General features: G+C 71.2%; 17 protein-coding genes. 1 reads left to right on the top strand and 16 read right to left on the bottom strand.

Annotated elements, in window-relative coordinates; genetic code table 11:
• Window positions 1–46 precede the first annotated feature (46 nt).
• The 11 genes from OIB37_RS26250 to OIB37_RS26200 all read right to left on the bottom strand — a co-directional run bounded on the left by OIB37_RS26250 (window position 47) and on the right by OIB37_RS26200 (window position 7,914).
• Window positions 47–523: an NUDIX hydrolase gene (locus OIB37_RS26250; RefSeq protein ID WP_330461975.1), complete on the bottom strand. Its 477-nt coding sequence runs from the start codon at window positions 521–523 to the stop codon at window positions 47–49.
• 121 nt (window positions 524–644) lie between these two features.
• Window positions 645–1,403, bottom strand: coding sequence for a signal peptidase I (lepB, locus tag OIB37_RS26245; RefSeq protein ID WP_330460061.1), 759 nt, complete (start codon window positions 1,401–1,403; stop codon window positions 645–647).
• Window positions 1,404–1,592: 189 nt separating this feature from the next.
• Window positions 1,593–2,483 (bottom strand): signal peptidase I, encoded by an 891-nt coding sequence (gene lepB, locus OIB37_RS26240; RefSeq protein ID WP_330460060.1) that lies wholly within the window; start codon window positions 2,481–2,483, stop codon window positions 1,593–1,595.
• Window positions 2,410–3,561, bottom strand: a complete 1,152-nt coding sequence (lepB, locus tag OIB37_RS26235; RefSeq protein ID WP_330460059.1) for a signal peptidase I — start codon at window positions 3,559–3,561, stop codon at window positions 2,410–2,412. The genes lepB (OIB37_RS26240) and lepB (OIB37_RS26235) overlap by 74 nt, the downstream gene beginning before the upstream one ends.
• Complete coding sequence (lepB, locus tag OIB37_RS26230) at window positions 3,554–4,291, bottom strand: signal peptidase I (RefSeq protein ID WP_330460058.1); 738 nt, start codon at window positions 4,289–4,291, stop codon at window positions 3,554–3,556. Before lepB (OIB37_RS26230) ends, lepB (OIB37_RS26235) begins: the two co-directional genes overlap by 8 nt.
• 45 nt (window positions 4,292–4,336) lie before the next feature.
• A complete protein-coding gene (rplS, locus tag OIB37_RS26225) occupies window positions 4,337–4,687 on the bottom strand; it encodes a 50S ribosomal protein L19 (protein WP_330460057.1) in 351 nt (116 codons plus the stop codon).
• A gap of 135 nt (window positions 4,688–4,822) precedes the next feature.
• The gene (gene trmD, locus OIB37_RS26220; protein WP_330460056.1) at window positions 4,823–5,656 is read right to left on the bottom strand and encodes a tRNA (guanosine(37)-N1)-methyltransferase TrmD; all 834 of its coding nucleotides are present in this window, start codon (window positions 5,654–5,656) and stop codon (window positions 4,823–4,825) included.
• Window positions 5,657–6,274 (bottom strand): ribosome maturation factor RimM, encoded by a 618-nt coding sequence (gene rimM / locus OIB37_RS26215; RefSeq protein ID WP_330460055.1) that lies wholly within the window; start codon window positions 6,272–6,274, stop codon window positions 5,657–5,659.
• An 81-nt stretch (window positions 6,275–6,355) separates the two neighbouring features.
• Entirely contained in the window at window positions 6,356–6,595 is a 240-nt protein-coding gene (locus OIB37_RS26210; RefSeq protein WP_161180513.1) for an RNA-binding protein, read from the bottom strand.
• Between the two features lie 5 nt (window positions 6,596–6,600).
• Window positions 6,601–7,020 carry a 30S ribosomal protein S16 gene (gene rpsP / locus OIB37_RS26205; RefSeq protein WP_330460054.1) on the bottom strand — a complete coding sequence of 140 codons (420 nt, stop codon included), beginning with the start codon at window positions 7,018–7,020 and terminating at the stop codon, window positions 6,601–6,603.
• 291 nt (window positions 7,021–7,311) lie between these two features.
• On the bottom strand, window positions 7,312–7,914 hold the full coding sequence (locus tag OIB37_RS26200; RefSeq protein ID WP_330460053.1) for a hypothetical protein: 603 nt from the start codon (window positions 7,912–7,914) through the stop codon (window positions 7,312–7,314).
• Window positions 7,915–8,423: 509 nt separating this feature from the next.
• On the opposite strand from OIB37_RS26200, the gene OIB37_RS26195 reads away from it, so the two are divergent.
• Window positions 8,424–9,320, top strand: a complete 897-nt coding sequence (locus OIB37_RS26195) for an SAM-dependent methyltransferase (protein WP_330460052.1) — start codon at window positions 8,424–8,426, stop codon at window positions 9,318–9,320.
• Here the strand turns inward: OIB37_RS26195 and ftsH are convergent.
• The 5 genes from ftsH to OIB37_RS26170 all read right to left on the bottom strand — a co-directional run bounded on the left by ftsH (window position 9,301) and on the right by OIB37_RS26170 (window position 17,236).
• Complete coding sequence (ftsH, locus tag OIB37_RS26190; protein WP_330460051.1) at window positions 9,301–11,352, bottom strand: ATP-dependent zinc metalloprotease FtsH; 2,052 nt, start codon at window positions 11,350–11,352, stop codon at window positions 9,301–9,303. The genes OIB37_RS26195 and ftsH overlap by 20 nt on opposite strands.
• A gap of 100 nt (window positions 11,353–11,452) precedes the next feature.
• Window positions 11,453–13,003, bottom strand: coding sequence for a signal recognition particle protein (ffh, locus tag OIB37_RS26185; protein ID WP_330460050.1), 1,551 nt, complete (start codon window positions 13,001–13,003; stop codon window positions 11,453–11,455).
• 82 nt (window positions 13,004–13,085) lie between these two features.
• On the bottom strand, window positions 13,086–15,536 hold the full coding sequence (locus OIB37_RS26180; protein ID WP_330460049.1) for a [protein-PII] uridylyltransferase: 2,451 nt from the start codon (window positions 15,534–15,536) through the stop codon (window positions 13,086–13,088).
• Window positions 15,537–15,563: 27 nt separating this feature from the next.
• A complete protein-coding gene (locus OIB37_RS26175; protein ID WP_330460048.1) occupies window positions 15,564–15,902 on the bottom strand; it encodes a P-II family nitrogen regulator in 339 nt (112 codons plus the stop codon).
• Window positions 15,899–17,236 carry an ammonium transporter gene (locus tag OIB37_RS26170; RefSeq protein WP_330460047.1) on the bottom strand — a complete coding sequence of 446 codons (1,338 nt, stop codon included), beginning with the start codon at window positions 17,234–17,236 and terminating at the stop codon, window positions 15,899–15,901. Before OIB37_RS26170 ends, OIB37_RS26175 begins: the two co-directional genes overlap by 4 nt.
• Window positions 17,237–17,316: the final 80 nt, after the last annotated feature.

Below are 17,316 nucleotides of genomic sequence, written 5' to 3'. Positions count from 1 at the left end.
CCTTCAGCCGTGCGATCCCACCATTGTGCGCCAGTCCGACCAGCCCTCAGACGATTTCCGTGTCCAGGGTGACCGGCCTGGCGGGGGGACCTTCGTCGAGCAGCGTACGCAGCAGCCCGGCGAGTCTTGTCGGATACACCGTCTCATGTGCCCGGGTCAGTTCCCGGCACGTCCACCAGCGCGCTCCGGCGACACTGCGCCGCTCCAGTTCCGTCAGCCCCCGGGCCTCGGTGGCCGTCTGGGTCGTACGGGCCAGGTAGTACCACTCGTCCTGGTCCCAGCGGCGCCCGGCGAACGGGAAGGAGCAGCGCCTGCGCCACAGCACGGGACCGAGTTCGACGTCGATGATGCCGGTCTCCTCGGCGAGTTCCCGCAGCGCGGCCTCCTCGCGCGTCTCGGCGCCCTCCAGTCCACCGCCCGGGGTGAACCACCACGCGTCGGCCGGGTCGTCCGGCTCGTGGCCGTGCAGGAGGAGGATGCGGTCCTCGGGATCCAGCAGCACCACCCGGGCCACCCTGCGCAGACCGGTCCCGCGGGAGTCCTCACGGAAATCGTCGCGGGAGTCGTCGCGGGCGTCCTCACGGGAGTCGTCGCAGGCGTCCTCGCGGGACACCTCGTGGCGACCCTCGTCCGCCGGCCCGGCCTCAGCGGACACCGGCGGGCTCCGGCCGGGTACGGGCGCGGGGGCGCGAGCGGACCAGGCGCGCCTCGACCGGGCCGTACGCGCCGCCGCCCAGCACCAGGACGGCACCCACGACGATCATCAGCTCGATGGTCCGGACCGGGCCCGGCTGCGAGAGGGCGCCCAGTGCCTGGAAGCCGGTGGGGCGCTTGAGCATGCCCTTCATCGGCCAGACGACCGCGTCCACGCGGGCGGACACCGCGCCACGGGACACCGTGCCGCCGGCCGCGTCGGTGAGGTGGGCGGTGGAGTCCAGGGAGCCCTGGCGTTCGTCGCCGAGCAGGAACAGGCGGCCCTCGGGGACGGTCACGGTGGGGAAGTTCTTGATCTCGGCGAGGGAGCCCTTGGGGAGGTACGGCTCATCGATCCGCTTGCCGTTGACGGTGAGCTTGCCGTCCGTGCAGCAGGAGACCGTGTCGCCGCCGACCGCGACCACACGCTTGACCACGTCGGCGTTGCTGACCCAGCTCTTGTCCTTGAAGACGACCACGTCGCCGCGCCGGACCCCGGTGCCGTCGACGCGCTGGGCGAGCACGCGGTCGCCGGCGGCGATGGTCGGGGTCATCGAGCTGGTGGGCACGGTGTACGGCCGGTAGGACCACGCCCCCCAGCCGAATCCGCCGAGGAACAGCGCCAGGCCCAAGGCGACGGCCAGCCCGGAAAGCCGTTGCCCGACCCGGCTGCCGCCGGCCTGTGCGGTGTGCGCGCTCTCGCCACTCATGGACCCGCACCCTACCCGTCGGTACCCGAGCGGGCCCACCCTCCCAGCCGACTCACACCTCGGGAAACGGCCCTTTCGGGAAACGGCCCATCTGGGACCGCGCCCCGAACGACGCGACGCCCGCACCCCCCGGGCGCGGACGTCCTGTCACTCACCTGCTCAGCACTCCTCGGCCGAAGCGGCCCGTGCTCAGCGCGCCTCGGCCGAAGCGGCCCGCCGGCGTCGCCACACCGCCACCGGGAGCACGCCCACGAGGGCGATGCCCTGCGGGGCCACCGAGAGGGACGCCGCGGCGGCGGACTGGTCGCCCAGGCCGGGCTGGTCGAAGGTGTCGGGGACCGGGAGGGTGCCCCAGCGGTTGATCGGCCAGGCCTTCACGATGGCGCGCCCGACGACGTCCTTGACCGGAACCATGCCGTGGTGCTGATCGCTCTGGTGGTAGCGCGAGTCGCTCGAGTTCTGGCGGTGGTCGCCCATGACCCAGATGTAGCCCTGCGGAACCTTGACCTTGAACCGGCCGCCCACCTCGTCGTCGGTGCACGGCGTGTTGCCGGGATAGACGTAAGGCTCGTTCAGCGCCTTGCCGTTGACCATCAGCGGGCCGGTCCCCTTGCATTCGACCGTGTCGCCGCCGACGCCGATCACGCGCTTGATCAGGTCCTTCTCGTTGACGGACGGCATGAGACCGATCCAGCTGAGGACCTTCTGCACGGCGTTCGGGTTGGGCGTCGGCTCGCCCGCCAGCCAGCTGTCCGGGTCGTGGAAGACGACGACCTCGCCGCGCCCGGGCTTGGAGCCGAACCAGGGCGTGAGCTTGTCGACCAGGACGCGGTCGCCCTGCTGGAGGGTGTTCTGCATCGAGTCCGACGGAATCGAGAACGCCTGCACCAGGAACGTCTTGATCAGCAGCGCCAGGACCAGCGCGATGCCGATCAGGATCGGCAGTTCCTTCCAGAAGGAGCGCGGCTTCTTCGGCGGGCGCGCGGTCTCGTCCCTGCCGTCGCCCTCACTCGCGGCCCGGGGCCGCTTCTCCTCCGGAGTGCCGTCGCCGGCCGCCGCGAAGCCGTCCGCGGAGTTCATGGCGCCGTCCGGGGCGGGGCCGTTCGCCTCCACGGGGTGCCCGCGGTGCTCCTCGCCGTCGTGTCCCGACCGTGCGCCAACCGCCACATCCCCCACGCCAACTCCTCACTCTGTGCCGCCGCCTGCTCCGTAGCCGGTGCAGGCCCACCACTCCCATAACGAGCGGGAGTTCCGCAGGGGTCGGGAGCTGGGTCATAGCCTTCGGATCGTCGGAGGCAACCCTATGCGACAGCGGAGGGGCCGCAGTCGCACCCGGCACCGAGTCGCCAACGCTTGCGAAGGTTTTAGGTTCCCGCAGGCGGGTCCAGTGGCCGAACGGCCAGCCGATCACCATCGCCCGGCCGACCACCGAATCCTCGGAGACGGTCCCCTTGTACGACGTGTTCTGGTGGTACCGGGAGTCCGCGGAGTTGCCCCGGTGGTCCCCCATCACCCACAGGCGCCCCTTGGGCACCTGGATGTCGAAGGGCATCAGGGAGGGGGCGTTCCCCGGGTAGAGATAGTCCCCTTCCGTGAGGGGTACCCCGTTGACGGTGACCCGGCCCTGCGCGTCGCAGCACTTGACGTGGTCCCCGCCGACACCGATGACCCGCTTGATGAGGTCCTTCTCGTTGTCCGAGGGCAGCAGGCCGATGAAGGTGAGGCCTTCCTTGAACTGCTTGACGCCGACGGGGTCGTTCTTCTTGGCCGTCTGCTCGCCTGCCAGCCAGCCGCCCGGGTCGTGGAAGACGACGACGTCGCCGCGCTGCGGCTTGGAGCCGAACCACGGCGTGAACTTGTCGACCAGGACGCGGTCGCCGATCCGGATCGTCTGCTCCATGGAGCCGGACGGGATCACGAACGCCTGGACCAGGAAGGTCTTCAGGACCAGCGCTATGAGGACCGCGACGCCGACCAGCAGCGGGATCTCCTTGACGGCCGAACGCCTCCGCTTGCGCTTCACCTTGCGCTGGAGCTTGCGCCGGTCCGCGCGCGAACGGCCGCTGCTGCTCGGCTTCGAGGTGCGGCGGGAACCGGTGGGCAGCAGCTCCTCGGCCGGCGAGCTGGGCACGCCGTGCTGTCTGCCTCGGTTACCCATGGACGTCCTCCGGTCGTGAGTGCTGCGTCGACGCGGTGCTCCGGCCCGCTCCCGCGGCCGGCACGCGCGCGTAGGCGGCGGGCTGCCGGACGCGTGTCCAGTGGGTGTACGGCCATGCGATCCAGTCGGCCCGGCCGATCACGTCGCCGACGGGGACCATGCCGCCGCCGGGCGAGCCGAGGTGGTCACGGGAGTCGCTGGAGCGGCCGCGGTGGTCGCCGAGCAGGAAGAGGCGGCCGGCGGGCACGACGACGTCGAAGGGCACGGTGGACGGGGTGTCCCCGGGATACAGGAACGCCGTCTCGTCGACCGACCGGCCGTTCACCTCGAGCCTCCCCTGCCTGTCGCAGCAGACCACATGGTCGCCCCCCACCCCGACAACGCGCTTGACGTAGTCGGCGTCCCCGAAATACCCGGTGCCGTCGAACACGACCACGTCACCGCGGTGCGGCCGGGAACCGAAACGGTACGCCAACTTGTTTACGAGAACGCGGTCCCCGATCCTCAGCCCCCGCTCCATGGATCCGCTCGGAATCTGGAACGGCTGCACCACGAACGTGTTGAGGAGGAGCAGGAAGGCCAGGCAGCCGAAGAGGCCGAGGGTGAGCCGGCCACCCGGCAGCCGGCCGGCGACCGGGCCCGGCAACGCGAAACGCGACCGGCCCTCCGGCCCCGTGGTACCGGGGCGGGAGGAGCGGTCGCGTTCCGTCGGATGTGCTTCGGTGTCCATCGGAGCCAGATGTTATCCGGCTCCGCTGTGACCCCGGAAAGGCACTCAGTTGTCGCGCTTCTCCTTGATCTTCGCGGCCTTGCCGCGCAGCTCACGGAGGTAGTACAGCTTGGCGCGGCGCACGTCACCACGGGTGACGAGCTCGATCTTCTCGACGATCGGGGTGTGCACCGGGAAGGTGCGCTCGACGCCGACGGAGAACGAGACCTTGCGGACCGTGAAGGTCTCGCGGACACCGCTGCCCTGGCGGCGGATCACGACGCCCTTGAACTGCTGCACACGGGAGCGGTTGCCCTCGATGACGCGGACGTGCACGTTGACGGTGTCACCCGGGCGGAAGGCCGGGATGTCGGTGCGCAGCGACGCGACGTCGACGGTGTCGAGCAGGTGAGACATTTCGTCTGCTTTCTTCGTTGATGCCACAGGTCATCAACGGGAGATGGATGTACAAGGGGTCTGCCGTGCGAGTCGGTGCGGGCGTCGTTTCCCCCTGTGGCAGGGGCGCACGCCGGACGGACACACAACAGCGACCTATTCTTCCACGGCCTCGGCCCTACGCCAAAATCGGCCGTAAGGCTGCCCTTCCGGGTCCGGAGCCCAGCCCAGGATGGAGAGCATCTCGCGGTCCTTCTTGTCGAAGGACTTGGGGTCGCAGCCCTCGATCAGGTCGGGCCGGTTGGCCGTCGTACGCCGCAGGGCCTCGTCGCGGCGCCAGCGGGCGATCTTCCCGTGGTGACCGCTGAGCAGCACGTCCGGGATGTCCCGGCCGCGCCACTGCGGGGGCTTGGTGTAGACGGGCCCCTCGAGGAGGTTCGCCATCGCGCCGGGCGCGAAGGAGTCGTCCCGGTGGGACTCGGCGTTGCCGAGGACGCCGGGCAGCAGCCGGGCGACGGCCTCGGTGACGACCAGGACGGCCGCCTCGCCGCCGGCGAGGACGTAGTCACCGATGGAGACCTCGTAGACGGGCATGCGGGTCGCGTACTCGTCCATGACGCGGCGGTCGATGCCCTCGTAACGGGCCGGCGTGAAGATCAGCCAGGGGCGCTCGGAGAGCTCCACGGCCAGCTCCTGGGTGAAGGGCCGGCCGCTCGGGGTGGGGACGATCAGCGCGGGGGCCCGGTCGCCGTTCTCGTAGCCGTCGGCGAGGACCGTGTCCAGGGCGTCGCCCCAGGGGTCGGTCTTCATGACCATGCCGGGGCCGCCGCCGTACGGCGTGTCGTCGACCGTGTTGTGCCGGTCATGGGTCCAGGACCGCAGGTCGTGCACATGCACGTCCAGCCGGCCGCGCGCGCGTGCCTTACCGACGAGGGAGACGTTCAGCGGGTCGAGGTACTCGGGGAAGATCGTGACGACGTCCAGGCGCATTTACGACTCTTCCCCGGCCGAGTCTGCCGAGCCGGCCGAGCCCTCGGCGTCGGCCGCGTCCGCCTCGTCTTCCGCGTCCTGCGCGTCCCGCGCGGAGGCGATCTCGGCGCGGTCGTCGATCAGGCCCGGCGGGGGCGTGATGACGGCCTTCTGCTCCGCCAGGTCGATCTCGGCGACGATCTCCGTCACGAAGGGGATCATCACCTCGCTGCCGTCGGGACGCTCCACGATGAAGAGGTCCTGGGAGGGCAGGTGCGAGATCTCGGTGATCCGGCCGACCTCGGTGCCGTCGGCGGTGACCACGTCGAGGTCCATGAGCTGGTGATCGTAGTACTCGTCCTCTTCCTCGGGGAGTTCCTCGGGGTCGACGTCCGCGATCAGCAGGATGTTGCGCAGGGTCTCGGCGGCCGTACGGTCGTTGATCCCCTCGAAGCGCAGGAGGAGGCGGCCACTGTGCACGCGGCCGGTGGCGATGGTGAGAGGCCCGGCCGAGGCCGGGTCGGTGGTGAGGACGGCGCCGGGACCGAGCCGCAGTTCCGGCTCGTCGGTACGTACCTCGACGGTGACTTCGCCCTTGATGCCATGAGCACGGCCGATCCGTGCGACTACGAGCTGCACGAGTCAAATCTCCTGTCAGACGACTGCGGGCCGGGGACGGCCCAGTGGCCCTCCCCGGCCCGAGCCGGATGCGATGAAGCGTCAGCGAACGTGGTCCACGTCGACGAGGTCGACACGGACACCGCGGCCGCCGATGGCGCCCACGACGGTGCGCAGAGCACGCGCGGTGCGGCCGTTGCGGCCGATCACCTTGCCGAGGTCTTCGGGGTGGACCCGGACCTCCAGCACGCGTCCGCGGCGCAGGTCGCGCGAGGCGACCTGCACATCGTCAGGGTTGTCGACGATGCCCTTCACGAGGTGCTCAAGCGCCTCTTCGAGCATGATGCTCAGGCCTCGGTCGAAGCGGACTCGGCAGCAGCCTCGTCCTTCTTCTCAGCCTTCTTCTTCTGGGTGATCGCCTCACCCTTGCCCTCGTCCTCGGCACCGAAGGCCTCGAACAGCGGACGCGCGGGCTTCGGCGCAGCGACGAGCAGCGGCGCGGGGGCCGGCTCGCCCTTGAACTTCTGCCAGTCGCCGGTCTTCTTCAGAATGGCGAGAACCGGCTCGGTCGGCTGCGCGCCGACGCTCAGCCAGTAGGCGACGCGGTCGGCGTCCACCTCCATGACCGACGGGTTGTAGGTCGGGTGGTACTTGCCGATCTCCTCGATGGCCCGGCCGTCACGGCGGGTACGGGAGTCGGCGACGACGATGCGGTAGTGAGGCGAACGGATCTTGCCCAGACGCTTCAGCTTGATCTTGACTGCCACGGGAGTGGACTCTCCTGTTTTTGACGTGGTTGGGCACGGCAAGTTGCCGCGTGGGGTTGCGGTACCCGAGTGCCCGATGGACGCGTCAGCCGGAGGAGAGAGGGGTCCTGTGCGACTGTCGAGTACAGCTGTCCATTGTGCCACACCCTGCGGGTCGCTCCCGGCCGGGGGAACCCGGCGGTCTCGGGCAGGCCTCGGCCGCACCCGGCGCGGACGGGAGGAACGTCGGGTGCGCCGCCGGCGGCGACAGGGCGCCGGAGCGGGCTGCGACTGCCACGAGCAGCCGCGGCCCTAACTCGCCGCCGCCCCCACCGCCTCCGGGATGCGGAACGGCTTGCCGCAGCCGCCGCACACGATCGGGGCCTGGGCCAGCACCGACGGGACCACCCGGACGTTGCGGCCGCAGTCGCACACGGCCTTGACGCGGACGCCGCCGCCGGAGGAGCCGTGCCGTGCGGCCGGGCCGCGGAAGGTGCGGGAGGTGTCGGCGGAGGTGGCCACCATGTGGGCCTTCAGTGCGCGCTGCAGCCTCTCGATGGTCGGACGGTAGCGCCGCTTCGCCTCGGGGTTGAGCGTGACCAGCGAGAAGCCGCTGCTGGGATGCGGTTCCTCGGGGTGGTCCAGGCCCAGCTCCTCGGCGATGGAGAGGAAGCGACGGTTGTGGTAGCGGCCGGCCCGGGAGGTGTCGCGGACACCGCGGGCGGCGGCGATGCCGTGGACTGCCTCATGAAGCAGCCGCTCGAAGGAGAGTTCGTGTCCGCACGCGGAGGACGACTCTCCGATCAGGGACTCTGGCGCGGCAAGATCCGGCAGCTCGGGGTGGTACCGCTGAATATCGGCCCACGCCTGTGCCAGCTCTGCGGCGAGAACAGGTGGTGTCTGTGTCGTGCTCACGTAATCACAACGAGCGGAGGTGCCGCTGTGTTCCTATTCCGGGGCATCTCAAATAATTTGCACTAACCCGTCAGTTGCCGCTGATGCGTCCTGACGAGGGCGGGTGCGCCGAACTGCGGAGAAGCTTCACAGCTCCTACCAAGTCGGTGCGTAGCCGACGTACGACCCCGCGCGTAGAGCCCGTCCGCACACCGGCACCGCTGAGGCCGGCGGATACGCAAGAGGCGTTTCGGTCGCTCTGGCGGCCCGGGCCGCCGTCCCATACAGCGTCTGTGACGACGGTGACGTTACCGGGTGCCCGTTCGCGGCCCCGCACCGGGCCGTCCCCCAGGTTGCCGGGATGTGAAATCTCGCCACCCGGGCGGCCGCGGGCAAGCCGGACCCCCACGACCCCTGGACGACTTCGCGAGCCGGGAGTTACCTGGCATACGTGGGAAGTGCGACCGCACGGCACGGGGGCCACGCGATCGGGCACAGCACCGGACTGTCGGGGATTGGGGCGCTTACCTATGACACCTACGCTCGTGCGGGAGCACCTGTCGCACGCGGGTTCCGAACCGCCCCGCGTGAACGTGTGCGCACGCGCGCGTGACTGGTCCGAGATCCAGGAGCGGATGCTGGTACCGCTCCACGAGGCCGTCTACGACCGGCTCGAGGTGGGCCCGGCCACCCGGCTGCTGGGTCTGCGCTGCGGCTCCGGGCTCGCCCTGCTGACGGCGCTCTCCCGGGGCGCCGCGGTCACCGGCGTGGACTCCTGTCCGGAACTGCTCGCCCTGGCGCGCGAGCGGCTGCTGCCGGACACACGGCCCGGCACACCGCCCGGCACGCGCGCGCGGGGGGACGCCAGACTCGTCGAGGGCTCACCCGGGGACGTGGCCGGGGAGGCCGCAGGGGACGCGGCCGGCGCCGGGACGCCCGCGTACTCACTCGTGACCGTCTTCGAGCCGATCGGCTGCCTCGCCGGTGACTCCGAGGGCCTCGCCGAACTGCTGGCCTCCGCGCTGCCGCTGACGGAACGCGGAACGGCCGTGGTGCTGGTCGGCTGGGGCCCGCCGGAGCGGTGCGCCACCGCCTCGGTGCTGCGGGTCGCGACCAAGCTGGCCGACCCGCTGCGCAGCGCGCGCAGCTGGCGGCCCGCCCGCCGCGACGACCTCGAGGAGGTCGCCCAGCGCGCCGGGCTGAGGCCCGACGGCTCCGGCCGGGTGGCGTGCCCGTTCGGCTACGCCGACAGCGACAGCGCCGTACGGGGGCTGCTGTCGACAGGGCTGTTCGACGCGGCGATCGCGGCGACCGACGGCAAGCAGGTGGACAAGGAGCTGGCGGAGGCCCTGCATCCGCACCGGCGTCCGGACGGGACCGTGTGGATGCCCAACGTCTTCCGCTACCTCATCGCCCGGGTTCCCTAGGGCCGCCGGAACCGCCGGAGCCGCTCGGGTCCGCTTCCTCTCCGTCCGGGCCCCGGGAGTCCCCGGCACTCCCGGAGCCGCCGGCGGGACCCGTCCCGGTGTCGTGGTCCTTGGTGAAGCGGGGGACGCCGGCGATGCGGTACGCGTCCGCCTCCTCCAGCGTCTCGTTCTCCAGGAGCGCCTGCGCGAGCGCGTCCAGCTGACCACGGTGGTCGCGCAGTTTGCGGCACGCCTCCTCGTAGCACTCGTCCACGATGCGGCGCATCTCGCTGTCGATCACGTCGAGGGTCTGCGGGGCGGCGGCGAGCCCGTAGGCCTGCTGGGCGTCGTGGGGGAGCGCGGAGAGGCGGCCGACCTCCTCGCTCATGCCCCAGCGGGAGACCATCCCGCGCGCGATGTTGGTGACCTGCTCCAGGTCGCTCTCGGAACCGGTGGTGATCACGTCGTAGACGACGTTCTCCGCCGCCATCCCGCCGAGCGCGCCGATGATCCGGCCGCGCAGGTACTCCTCGGTGTACGCGTACTTGTCGGCGTCCGGCGTGGAGAGCGTGACGCCGAGCGCCCGGCCGCGCGGCACGATGGTGATCTTGCGGACGGGGTCGGCGCCCGGCTGGAGCATGCCGAGCAGTGCGTGGCCGCTCTCGTGGTAGGCGGTACGCCGGCGCTCCTCCTCGGGCATCACCAGCGGCCGTTCCGCGCCCAGCTGGACCTTCTCCAGGGCGTCGGACATGTCCGACTGGGTCACCTGGTGCTGCTTGCGCTTGACCGCCAGCAGGGCGGCCTCGTTGGCGAGGTTGGCCAGGTCGGCGCCGGTCATGCCCGGGGTCGTACGGGCGACCTGGGCGAGGTTGACGTCCGGGTCGAGCGGGATGTCGCGGGTGTGGATCTCCAGGATGGCCTCACGGCCGCCCCGGTCCGGGGGCGAGACCTGGACGACGCGGTCGAAGCGGCCGGGGCGGGTCAGCGCCGGGTCCAGGACGTCGGCGCGGTTGGTGGCGGCGATGACGATCACGCCCTCGGAGCCGGAGAATCCGTCCATCTCGGTGAGGATCTGGTTCAGGGTCTGCTCGCGCTCGTCGTGCCCGCCCATGCCGGCGCCGCCGCCGCGGACCCGGCCGATGGTGTCGATCTCGTCGATGAAGATGATCGACGGGGCGACCTTGCGCGCCTCCGCGAACAGCTCCCGCACCCGGGAGGCGCCCACGCCCACGATCATCTCGATGAACTCCGAGGCGGAGGCCGAGAAGAACGGCACCCCCGCCTCCCCCGCGACCGCCCGCGCGAGCAGCGTCTTGCCGGTCCCGGGCGGCCCCGCGAGCAGCACACCGCGGGGCATCTTGGCGCCCATGCGGCGGTAGGCGTCGGGGTTCTTCAGGAAGTCGATGACATCGCTCAGCTCGCCCTCGACCTCGTCGATGCCGGCCACGTCTTCGAAGGTGGTGCGCTTCTGCCCCGGCACCAGCTCCACCGGCTTGGGCGGCGCCTTGCGGCCGAGCATGCCGCCCGCACCGCCGAGTCCCGCGCTCATCCGCCGCGCGATGAACAGCCACACGGCGACCAGCACCACGATCGGCGCCAGCGAGAGCAGCAGGTTGGACAGGAAGCTGCGGTGCTGGACGACCGGCTGGGCCGTGACGGTGACGTTGTGCTTGGTGAGGGTCTGCCACAGCTGGTCACCCGCGAAGGACGGCCGCTGGGTGTTGAACTTGGTGTACTTCCCGTCCCCGCCCGGCTTGTCCTGCTCCTTCTTGAGCTGGCCCTGGATGGCGTCGCCCTTGGCGTAGATCTTGGCGACGTTGTCGTCGTTCACCTGCTTGCTGAACTCGGTGTACGAGATCGTCGGCTCGTTGGCCTCGCCGATGCTGGACAGCACCAGGTTGGCGATCAGGTACACGACCAGGGCGGCGAGGATCAGTCGCCACCAGCTGCCCCGCATCCCGCGCCCGCCGGACTTCTTCGGCTTGTCCTCCGGAGCGCCCTCGGTACGCCAAGGCTGGTCGGGCGACTTGCGTGGCGGCGCGGGGTTGGTCATATCGGGACGTTACGCCACGCTCCCGTCTCCGGCACCCGCACGAACGGCCGAGGGCGCCCTTCCGGAGAAGGGCGCCCTCGGGGACGTACGACGGGGCCGGTCAGCCCATGAACTTCTTGAACTCGTCCGGCAGCTCGAAGTCCTGGCCGCCCTGCTGCGGCATCCCGAAGGCGTTGCCGCCCTGGGCCGCGGCCTCGCGGCGCTGGGCCTCCTCCAGCTCCTGCTGCTGGCGCTTCATCGGGTTGCCGGAGCGCTGCTTGCCCTTGGCCTTCTTCGGCTGCTTCTTGGTGCGGCCGGGGCCGCCGCCCATGCCCGGGATCCCCGGCATGCCCGGCATGCCGCCGCCCTGGGCCATGCGGGACATCATCTTGCGGGCCTCGAAGAACCGCTCGACCAGGTTCTTCACGGCGCTGACCTCGACACCGGAACCCTTGGCGATACGGGCGCGGCGGGAGCCGTTGATGATCGTCGGGTCCTGGCGCTCGATCGGGGTCATCGACTTGATGATCGCGGCCGTGCGGTCGACGTCACGTTCGTCGATGTTGTTGATCTGGTCCTTGATCTGCCCCATGCCCGGGAGCATCCCGAGCAGCTTGGAGATCGAGCCCATCTTCCTGACCTGCTCCATCTGGGACAGGAAGTCGTCCAGGGTGAAGTCCTGGCCCTTCTTGGACGCCAGCTTGGAGGCCATCTTCTGGGCCTCTTCCTGGCTGAACGTCTTCTCCGCCTGCTCGATCAGGGTGAGCAGGTCACCCATGTCGAGGATGCGGGAGGCCATCCGGTCAGGGTGGAACGCGTCGAAGTCGTCGAGCTTCTCGCCGTTCGACGCGAACATGATCGGCTTGCCGGTGATCTGGCGGATCGAGAGAGCCGCACCACCGCGGGCGTCGCCGTCGAGCTTGGAGAGCACCACGCCGTCGAAGCCGACGCCGTCGCGGAAGGCCTCGGCGGTGTTGACCGCGTCCTGACCGATCATCGCGTCGACGACGAACAGGATCTCGTCCGGGGAGACGGCGTCGCGGATGTCCGCGGCCTGCTGCATCATCTCCTGGTCGATGCCCAGGCGGCCGGCGGTGTCCACGATCACGATGTCGTGGACCTTGGACTTCGCGAAGTCGATGGAGTCCTTGGAGACCTTGACCGGGTCACCGACGCCGTTGCCCGGCTCCGGGGCGTAGACCGCGACACCGGCGCGGTCGGCGACGACGCTCAGCTGGTTGACGGCGTTGGGGCGCTGGAGGTCGGCGGCGACGAGCAGCGGGGAGTGGCCCTGGTCCTTGAGCCACTTGGCGAGCTTTCCGGCGAGCGTGGTCTTACCGGCACCCTGGAGACCCGCCAGCATGATGACGGTGGGGGGCTGCTTGGCGAAGCGGAGGCGTCGGGTCTCGCCGCCGAGGATCGTGACGAGCTCGTCGTTGACGATCTTCAGGACCTGCTGGGCGGGGTTCAGCGCCTTCGAGACCTCGGCACCGAGGCACCGCTCCTTGACGTTCTTGATGAACGTGCGGACGACCGGCAGGGCCACGTCGGCTTCGAGGAGCGCGATGCGGATCTCGCGTGCGGTGGCGTCGATGTCCGCTTCGCTGAGCCGCCCCTTGCCGCGCAGGCCCTTGAAAGTCGCTGACAGGCGATCGGAGAGAGTGTCGAACACGGCGCTCGCGGTCCTCGGGGTCGGGGATGGCTTCTGGGAATCGCCCTCCAGAGTATCCCGGCGCCGAAGTCACCGGGCAGGGTCATCCCCGCAATGTCTCCTCCAGCCCCCGGGCCATCGAGGCCGCGTCCTGCGCCGGCAGCGGCGCGCCCGTGCCCGTCGTGACGTAGAAGGCGTCGACGGCGTTGGATCCCAGCGTGCTGACGTGCATGCTCCGCACCCGCACCCCCGCCTTCTCCAGCGCCATCCCGATCCGGAACAGCAGCCCCGGGGCGTCCTGGGCGCGTACCTCGATCACCGTGGCGTGGTGGGAGGCCGCCGGGGCCACCGTCACCCTGGGCGGCGGGGCCGGCCAGCCGCGGCGGCGCGGGTAGGCCGCGTCCCGCTCGGCGAGGCGGCTCTCGATGTCGAGGGTGCCGTCCAGGGCGCGGACGAGGTCGGCGCGCAGCCGGGTGGCCTGGGGCAGGGAGCCGTACTCCGCCGCGACACGCCAGTTCAGGAGCAGGACGGACCCGTCCTCGACGTCGTCGGGCAACGGCAGGGTCCGCAGCTCGGCGGTGCGGACCGTCAGGCGGTGCACGGCGAGGACGCCGGCGACGGCGGGCAGTACGGCGGGCTGGTCGGGGACGGCGATGAGCAGTTCGACGCCGAGCGGCTCGGGCTCGCCGGAGGGTTCGGCGTCCGGGGCGGGTTCCGGCTGGGCGCGCAGGGCGAGGACCGGCCCCGCGGTGCGGTACGCCTCGATGGCGAGCCGTTCCTGTTCCGCCGTGGGCGCGGCGGGCTCGGGTTCGTCGGGGGTGTCCCCGGCGAGGACGGCGGACACGCGCCGGACGAGGTCGGCGACGAGGGAGCCGCGCCAGGAGGACCAGGCGGCGGGGCCGGTGGCGAGGGCGTCGGCCTCGGTGAGGGCGTGCAGCAGCTCCAGGGTGCTCTGGGTGCCGACGGCCTCGGCGACCACGCGGACGGTGGCGGGGTCGTCCAGGTCGCGGCGGGTGGCCGTCTCGACGAGCAGCAGGTGGTGGCGTACGAGCGCCGACAGGACGCCCACGTCGGCGCGGTCGAAGCCGATCCTCGCGGCCACGTCCTTGGCGATGATCTCGCCGGCCACCGAGTGGTCGCCGGGCCAGCCCTTGCCGATGTCGTGCAGCAGGGCGGCGACGAGGAGGAGGTCGGGGCGGCTGACGCGGCGGGTCAGCGCGGAGGCGCGGACGGCGGTCTCGATCAGGTGCCGGTCGACGGTCCAGAGGTGGACGGCGTTGCGCTGCGGGCGGCAGCGGACCCGTTCCCAGTCGGGCAGGAGGCGGCTGATCAGGCCTTCCGCTTCGAGCGCCTCCCAGACCTCGACGGTCGGGCGGCCTGAGCCGAGCAGGGTCACCAGTTGCTCGCGTGCCTCGGCGGGCCAGGGCGTGGGCAGCGGGCGCGCGGTGGCGGCCATGCGCCGTACGGCGTGCGGGGAGAGCGGGAGGCCGGACTGGGCGGCGGCGGCCGCGGCGCGCAGCGGGAGCACGAGGTCGCGTTCGGGGCGGGCGGTGCGGGCGAGGACCACCTCGCCGTCCTGTTCCACCACGCCCTCGGCGAGCGGGGAGCGTTCGACGGACGGTTTGGCGCCGCCCAGCATGGCGCGCAGTCGCGGGCGGGCCGCGCGGGAGCGCAGTACGCGCCCCACCTCGCGCCAGGTGACGTCGGCGGCGTACGCGATCACGTGTGCCGCTTCGTAGACCTGGCGCAGCAGGGTGTCGGCGTCGAGCAGGCCCAGCTCGGCCGCCACCTGGTCCTGCTCCTGGAGGGCGAGGCGGTCGGTGGCGCGGCCGGTGGCCAGGTGGAGGGCGTCGCGGACGTCGAGGATGCGCCGGCGGGCGTCCGCGAGGCCCTCGCGGGGGGCGTCGGCGAGCCAGGAGGCGGCGACGGCGCGCAGGGCGGTGGCGTCACGCAGGCCGCCGCGGGCCTCCTTGAGGTCGGGTTCGAGGAGGTAGCGCAGCTCGCCCTGGCGTTCGGCGCGTTCGGCGCACAGGTCGCGGAGTTCGGGCAGGCGCTTGGGCGCCTGGTTGCGCCAGTCGGCGAGGACGGCGGTGCGCATGCCGGCGGTCAGGCCCAGGTCACCGGCGAGGTGGCGGGCGTCCAGGAGGCCGAGGTGGACCTTCAGGTCCTCTCCGGCGGTCTTCCTGGCCTCGGCCGGGGTGCGGACGGAGTGGTCGAGGTCGAGGCCGAGGTCCCAGACGGGGTACCAGAGGCGGTCGGCCACGGCGGCGACGGCGGCGGGGTCGCGGCCGTCGTGCAGCAGCAGGAGGTCGAGGTCGCTGCGCGGGGACAGCTCGCCGCGGCCGTAGCCGCCGACGGCGACGAGGGACACGCCGCGCAGCCCCTCGGTGGCGGCGCCGAACAGGGCCGCCAGCCAGTCGTCGGTCAGACCGGCGAGGGCGGCGCGGCGCGGCGGCCCGGACCGCGCCCCCTCGGTGAGGAGGCGCAGCCGGGCCGCCGCGTAGCCGCTGGGTCCCGAGTCATCCGCTTCTTTGCGCACATTCGTGGGCGTCACTCAGCGACTCCTGTTCCCTCGCGTGTCTCAGAGCGCGTCCGGGCCGCGTTCGCCGGTGCGGACCCGTACGGCGGTCTCGACGGGCACGGACCAGACCTTGCCGTCACCGATCTTGCCGGTGCGGGCGGCCTTGACGACGACTTCGATGAGCTGTTCGGCGTCATCGTCCTCGGCCAGCACCTCGACGCGGATCTTGGGGACCAGGTCGACGGTGTACTCGGCGCCGCGGTAGACCTCGGTGTGCCCGCGCTGGCGGCCGTAGCCGCTGGCTTCGGTGACGGTCAGACCGTGGACACCGAAGGCCTGGAGGGCTTCCTTGATCTCGTCCAGCCGGTGGGGCTTGACGATGGCGGTGATGAGCTTCATGCGTCCACCTTCCTGGTCTGCGTGGCGGCGGGGGCGGCCTGGGCGGAGCCGGCGACGCCGCCGCCGGCTCCGCTGAAGTCGTATGCGGTCTCGGCGTGCTCGGCCCGGTCGATGCCGGAGATCTCCTCGTCCTGGGAGACCCGCATCCCGATGGTCTTGTCGAGCAGGAAGGCGAGGACCGCGGAGACGACCAGGGAGTAGGCGAGGACCGCGAAGACACCGGCGCACTGCTTCCACAGCTGGTCGAAGCTGTGGTCGCCGTAGAAGACTCCCGTCGCGGTGGACTGGCCCTTGCCGGTGGCGAAGAAGCCGATGAGCAGGGAGCCGATGATGCCGCCGACCATGTGGACGCCGACGACGTCGAGGGAGTCGTCGTATCCGAACCTGAACTTGAGCGAGACGGCCGCGGCGCAGGCGACACCGGCGATGGCACCGACGGCGATCGCGCCGAGCGGGGAGACCGCGCCGCCGGACGGGGTGATGGCGACGAGGCCGGCGACCGCGCCGGAGGCGGCGCCCAGGGTGGTGAACGCGCCGTGCCGGATCTTCTCGTAGGCGAGCCAGGCCAGCATGGCGGCGGCGGCGGCGACCTGCGTGTTGACGAACATCAGCGCGCCGACGCCGTCGTCGTTGCCGAGCCAGGAGCCGGCGTTGAAGCCGAACCAGCCGAACCACAGCAGACCGGCGCCGAGCATGACCAGGGGCAGGCTGTGCGGGCGCATCGGGTCCTTCTTGAAGCCGACGCGCTTGCCGATGACCAGGATCACGCCGAGCGCGGCGGCACCGGCGTTGATGTGGACCGCCGTACCGCCGGCGAAGTCGATCACGCCGAGCTTGTAGGCCCAGCCGTCGGCGCCCCAGACCCAGTGGGCGACCGGGATGTAGACGACCGTGACCCACAGCGCGACGAAGAGCGACCAGGCCGTGAACTTGACGCGGTCCGCGAGGGCGCCGCTGATCAGGGCCGGTGTGATGACGGCGAACATCAGCTGGAAGACCATGAAGACGAAGATCGGGATGGTGTAGCCGTCCCACAGCTCCGTCAGGCCGATGTCGCTCAGGCCGATCCAGTCGGCGTTCCAGCCGATGAGGGCGGAACCGGTGCCGAAGGCGAGGGAGAAGCCGTAGAGCACCCAGAGGATGGTGACGATGCCGATGCTGACGAAGCTCATCATCAGCATGTTGAGCGTGCTCTTGACGCGGACCATGCCTCCGTAGAAGAAGGCCAGGCCCGGGGTCATGAGCAGCACCAGAGCGGAACAGATCAGCATGAAGCCCGTGTTCGCGGCGGACAGCTTGGGTGCCTCCGCGGCAAGCGTGATGGCTGGTGCCATCGGCGTCTCCTCGTCGGTGGGTACGGCCCCGTGCGGGCGGTGCCTGAGCGGTCCGGTCGGTGGGGGCTGGCCGGCTGTGC

Source organism: Streptomyces sp. NBC_00820, assembly GCF_036347055.1.
Taxonomy (GTDB): domain Bacteria; phylum Actinomycetota; class Actinomycetes; order Streptomycetales; family Streptomycetaceae; genus Streptomyces.
This window is presented reverse-complemented; position numbering and strand designations above follow the sequence as displayed.

Excerpts from the sequence above, each read along its gene's own strand:
- lepB (WP_330460061.1), bottom strand. The coding sequence starts at position 1,403 with ATGAGTGGCGAGAGCGCGCACACCGCACAGGCCGGCGGCAGCCGGGTC.
- lepB (WP_330460060.1), bottom strand. The coding sequence starts at position 2,483 with ATGAACTCCGCGGACGGCTTCGCGGCGGCCGGCGACGGCACTCCGGAG.
- lepB (WP_330460059.1), bottom strand. The coding sequence starts at position 3,561 with ATGGGTAACCGAGGCAGACAGCACGGCGTGCCCAGCTCGCCGGCCGAG.
- lepB (WP_330460058.1), bottom strand. The coding sequence starts at position 4,291 with ATGGACACCGAAGCACATCCGACGGAACGCGACCGCTCCTCCCGCCCC.
- rplS (WP_330460057.1), bottom strand. The coding sequence starts at position 4,687 with ATGTCTCACCTGCTCGACACCGTCGACGTCGCGTCGCTGCGCACCGAC.
- trmD (WP_330460056.1), bottom strand. The coding sequence starts at position 5,656 with ATGCGCCTGGACGTCGTCACGATCTTCCCCGAGTACCTCGACCCGCTG.
- OIB37_RS26210 (WP_161180513.1), bottom strand. The coding sequence starts at position 6,595 with ATGCTCGAAGAGGCGCTTGAGCACCTCGTGAAGGGCATCGTCGACAAC.
- OIB37_RS26195 (WP_330460052.1), top strand. The coding sequence starts at position 8,424 with ATGACACCTACGCTCGTGCGGGAGCACCTGTCGCACGCGGGTTCCGAA.
- ftsH (WP_330460051.1), bottom strand. The coding sequence starts at position 11,352 with ATGACCAACCCCGCGCCGCCACGCAAGTCGCCCGACCAGCCTTGGCGT.
- OIB37_RS26175 (WP_330460048.1), bottom strand. The coding sequence starts at position 15,902 with ATGAAGCTCATCACCGCCATCGTCAAGCCCCACCGGCTGGACGAGATC.
- OIB37_RS26170 (WP_330460047.1), bottom strand. The coding sequence starts at position 17,236 with ATGGCACCAGCCATCACGCTTGCCGCGGAGGCACCCAAGCTGTCCGCC.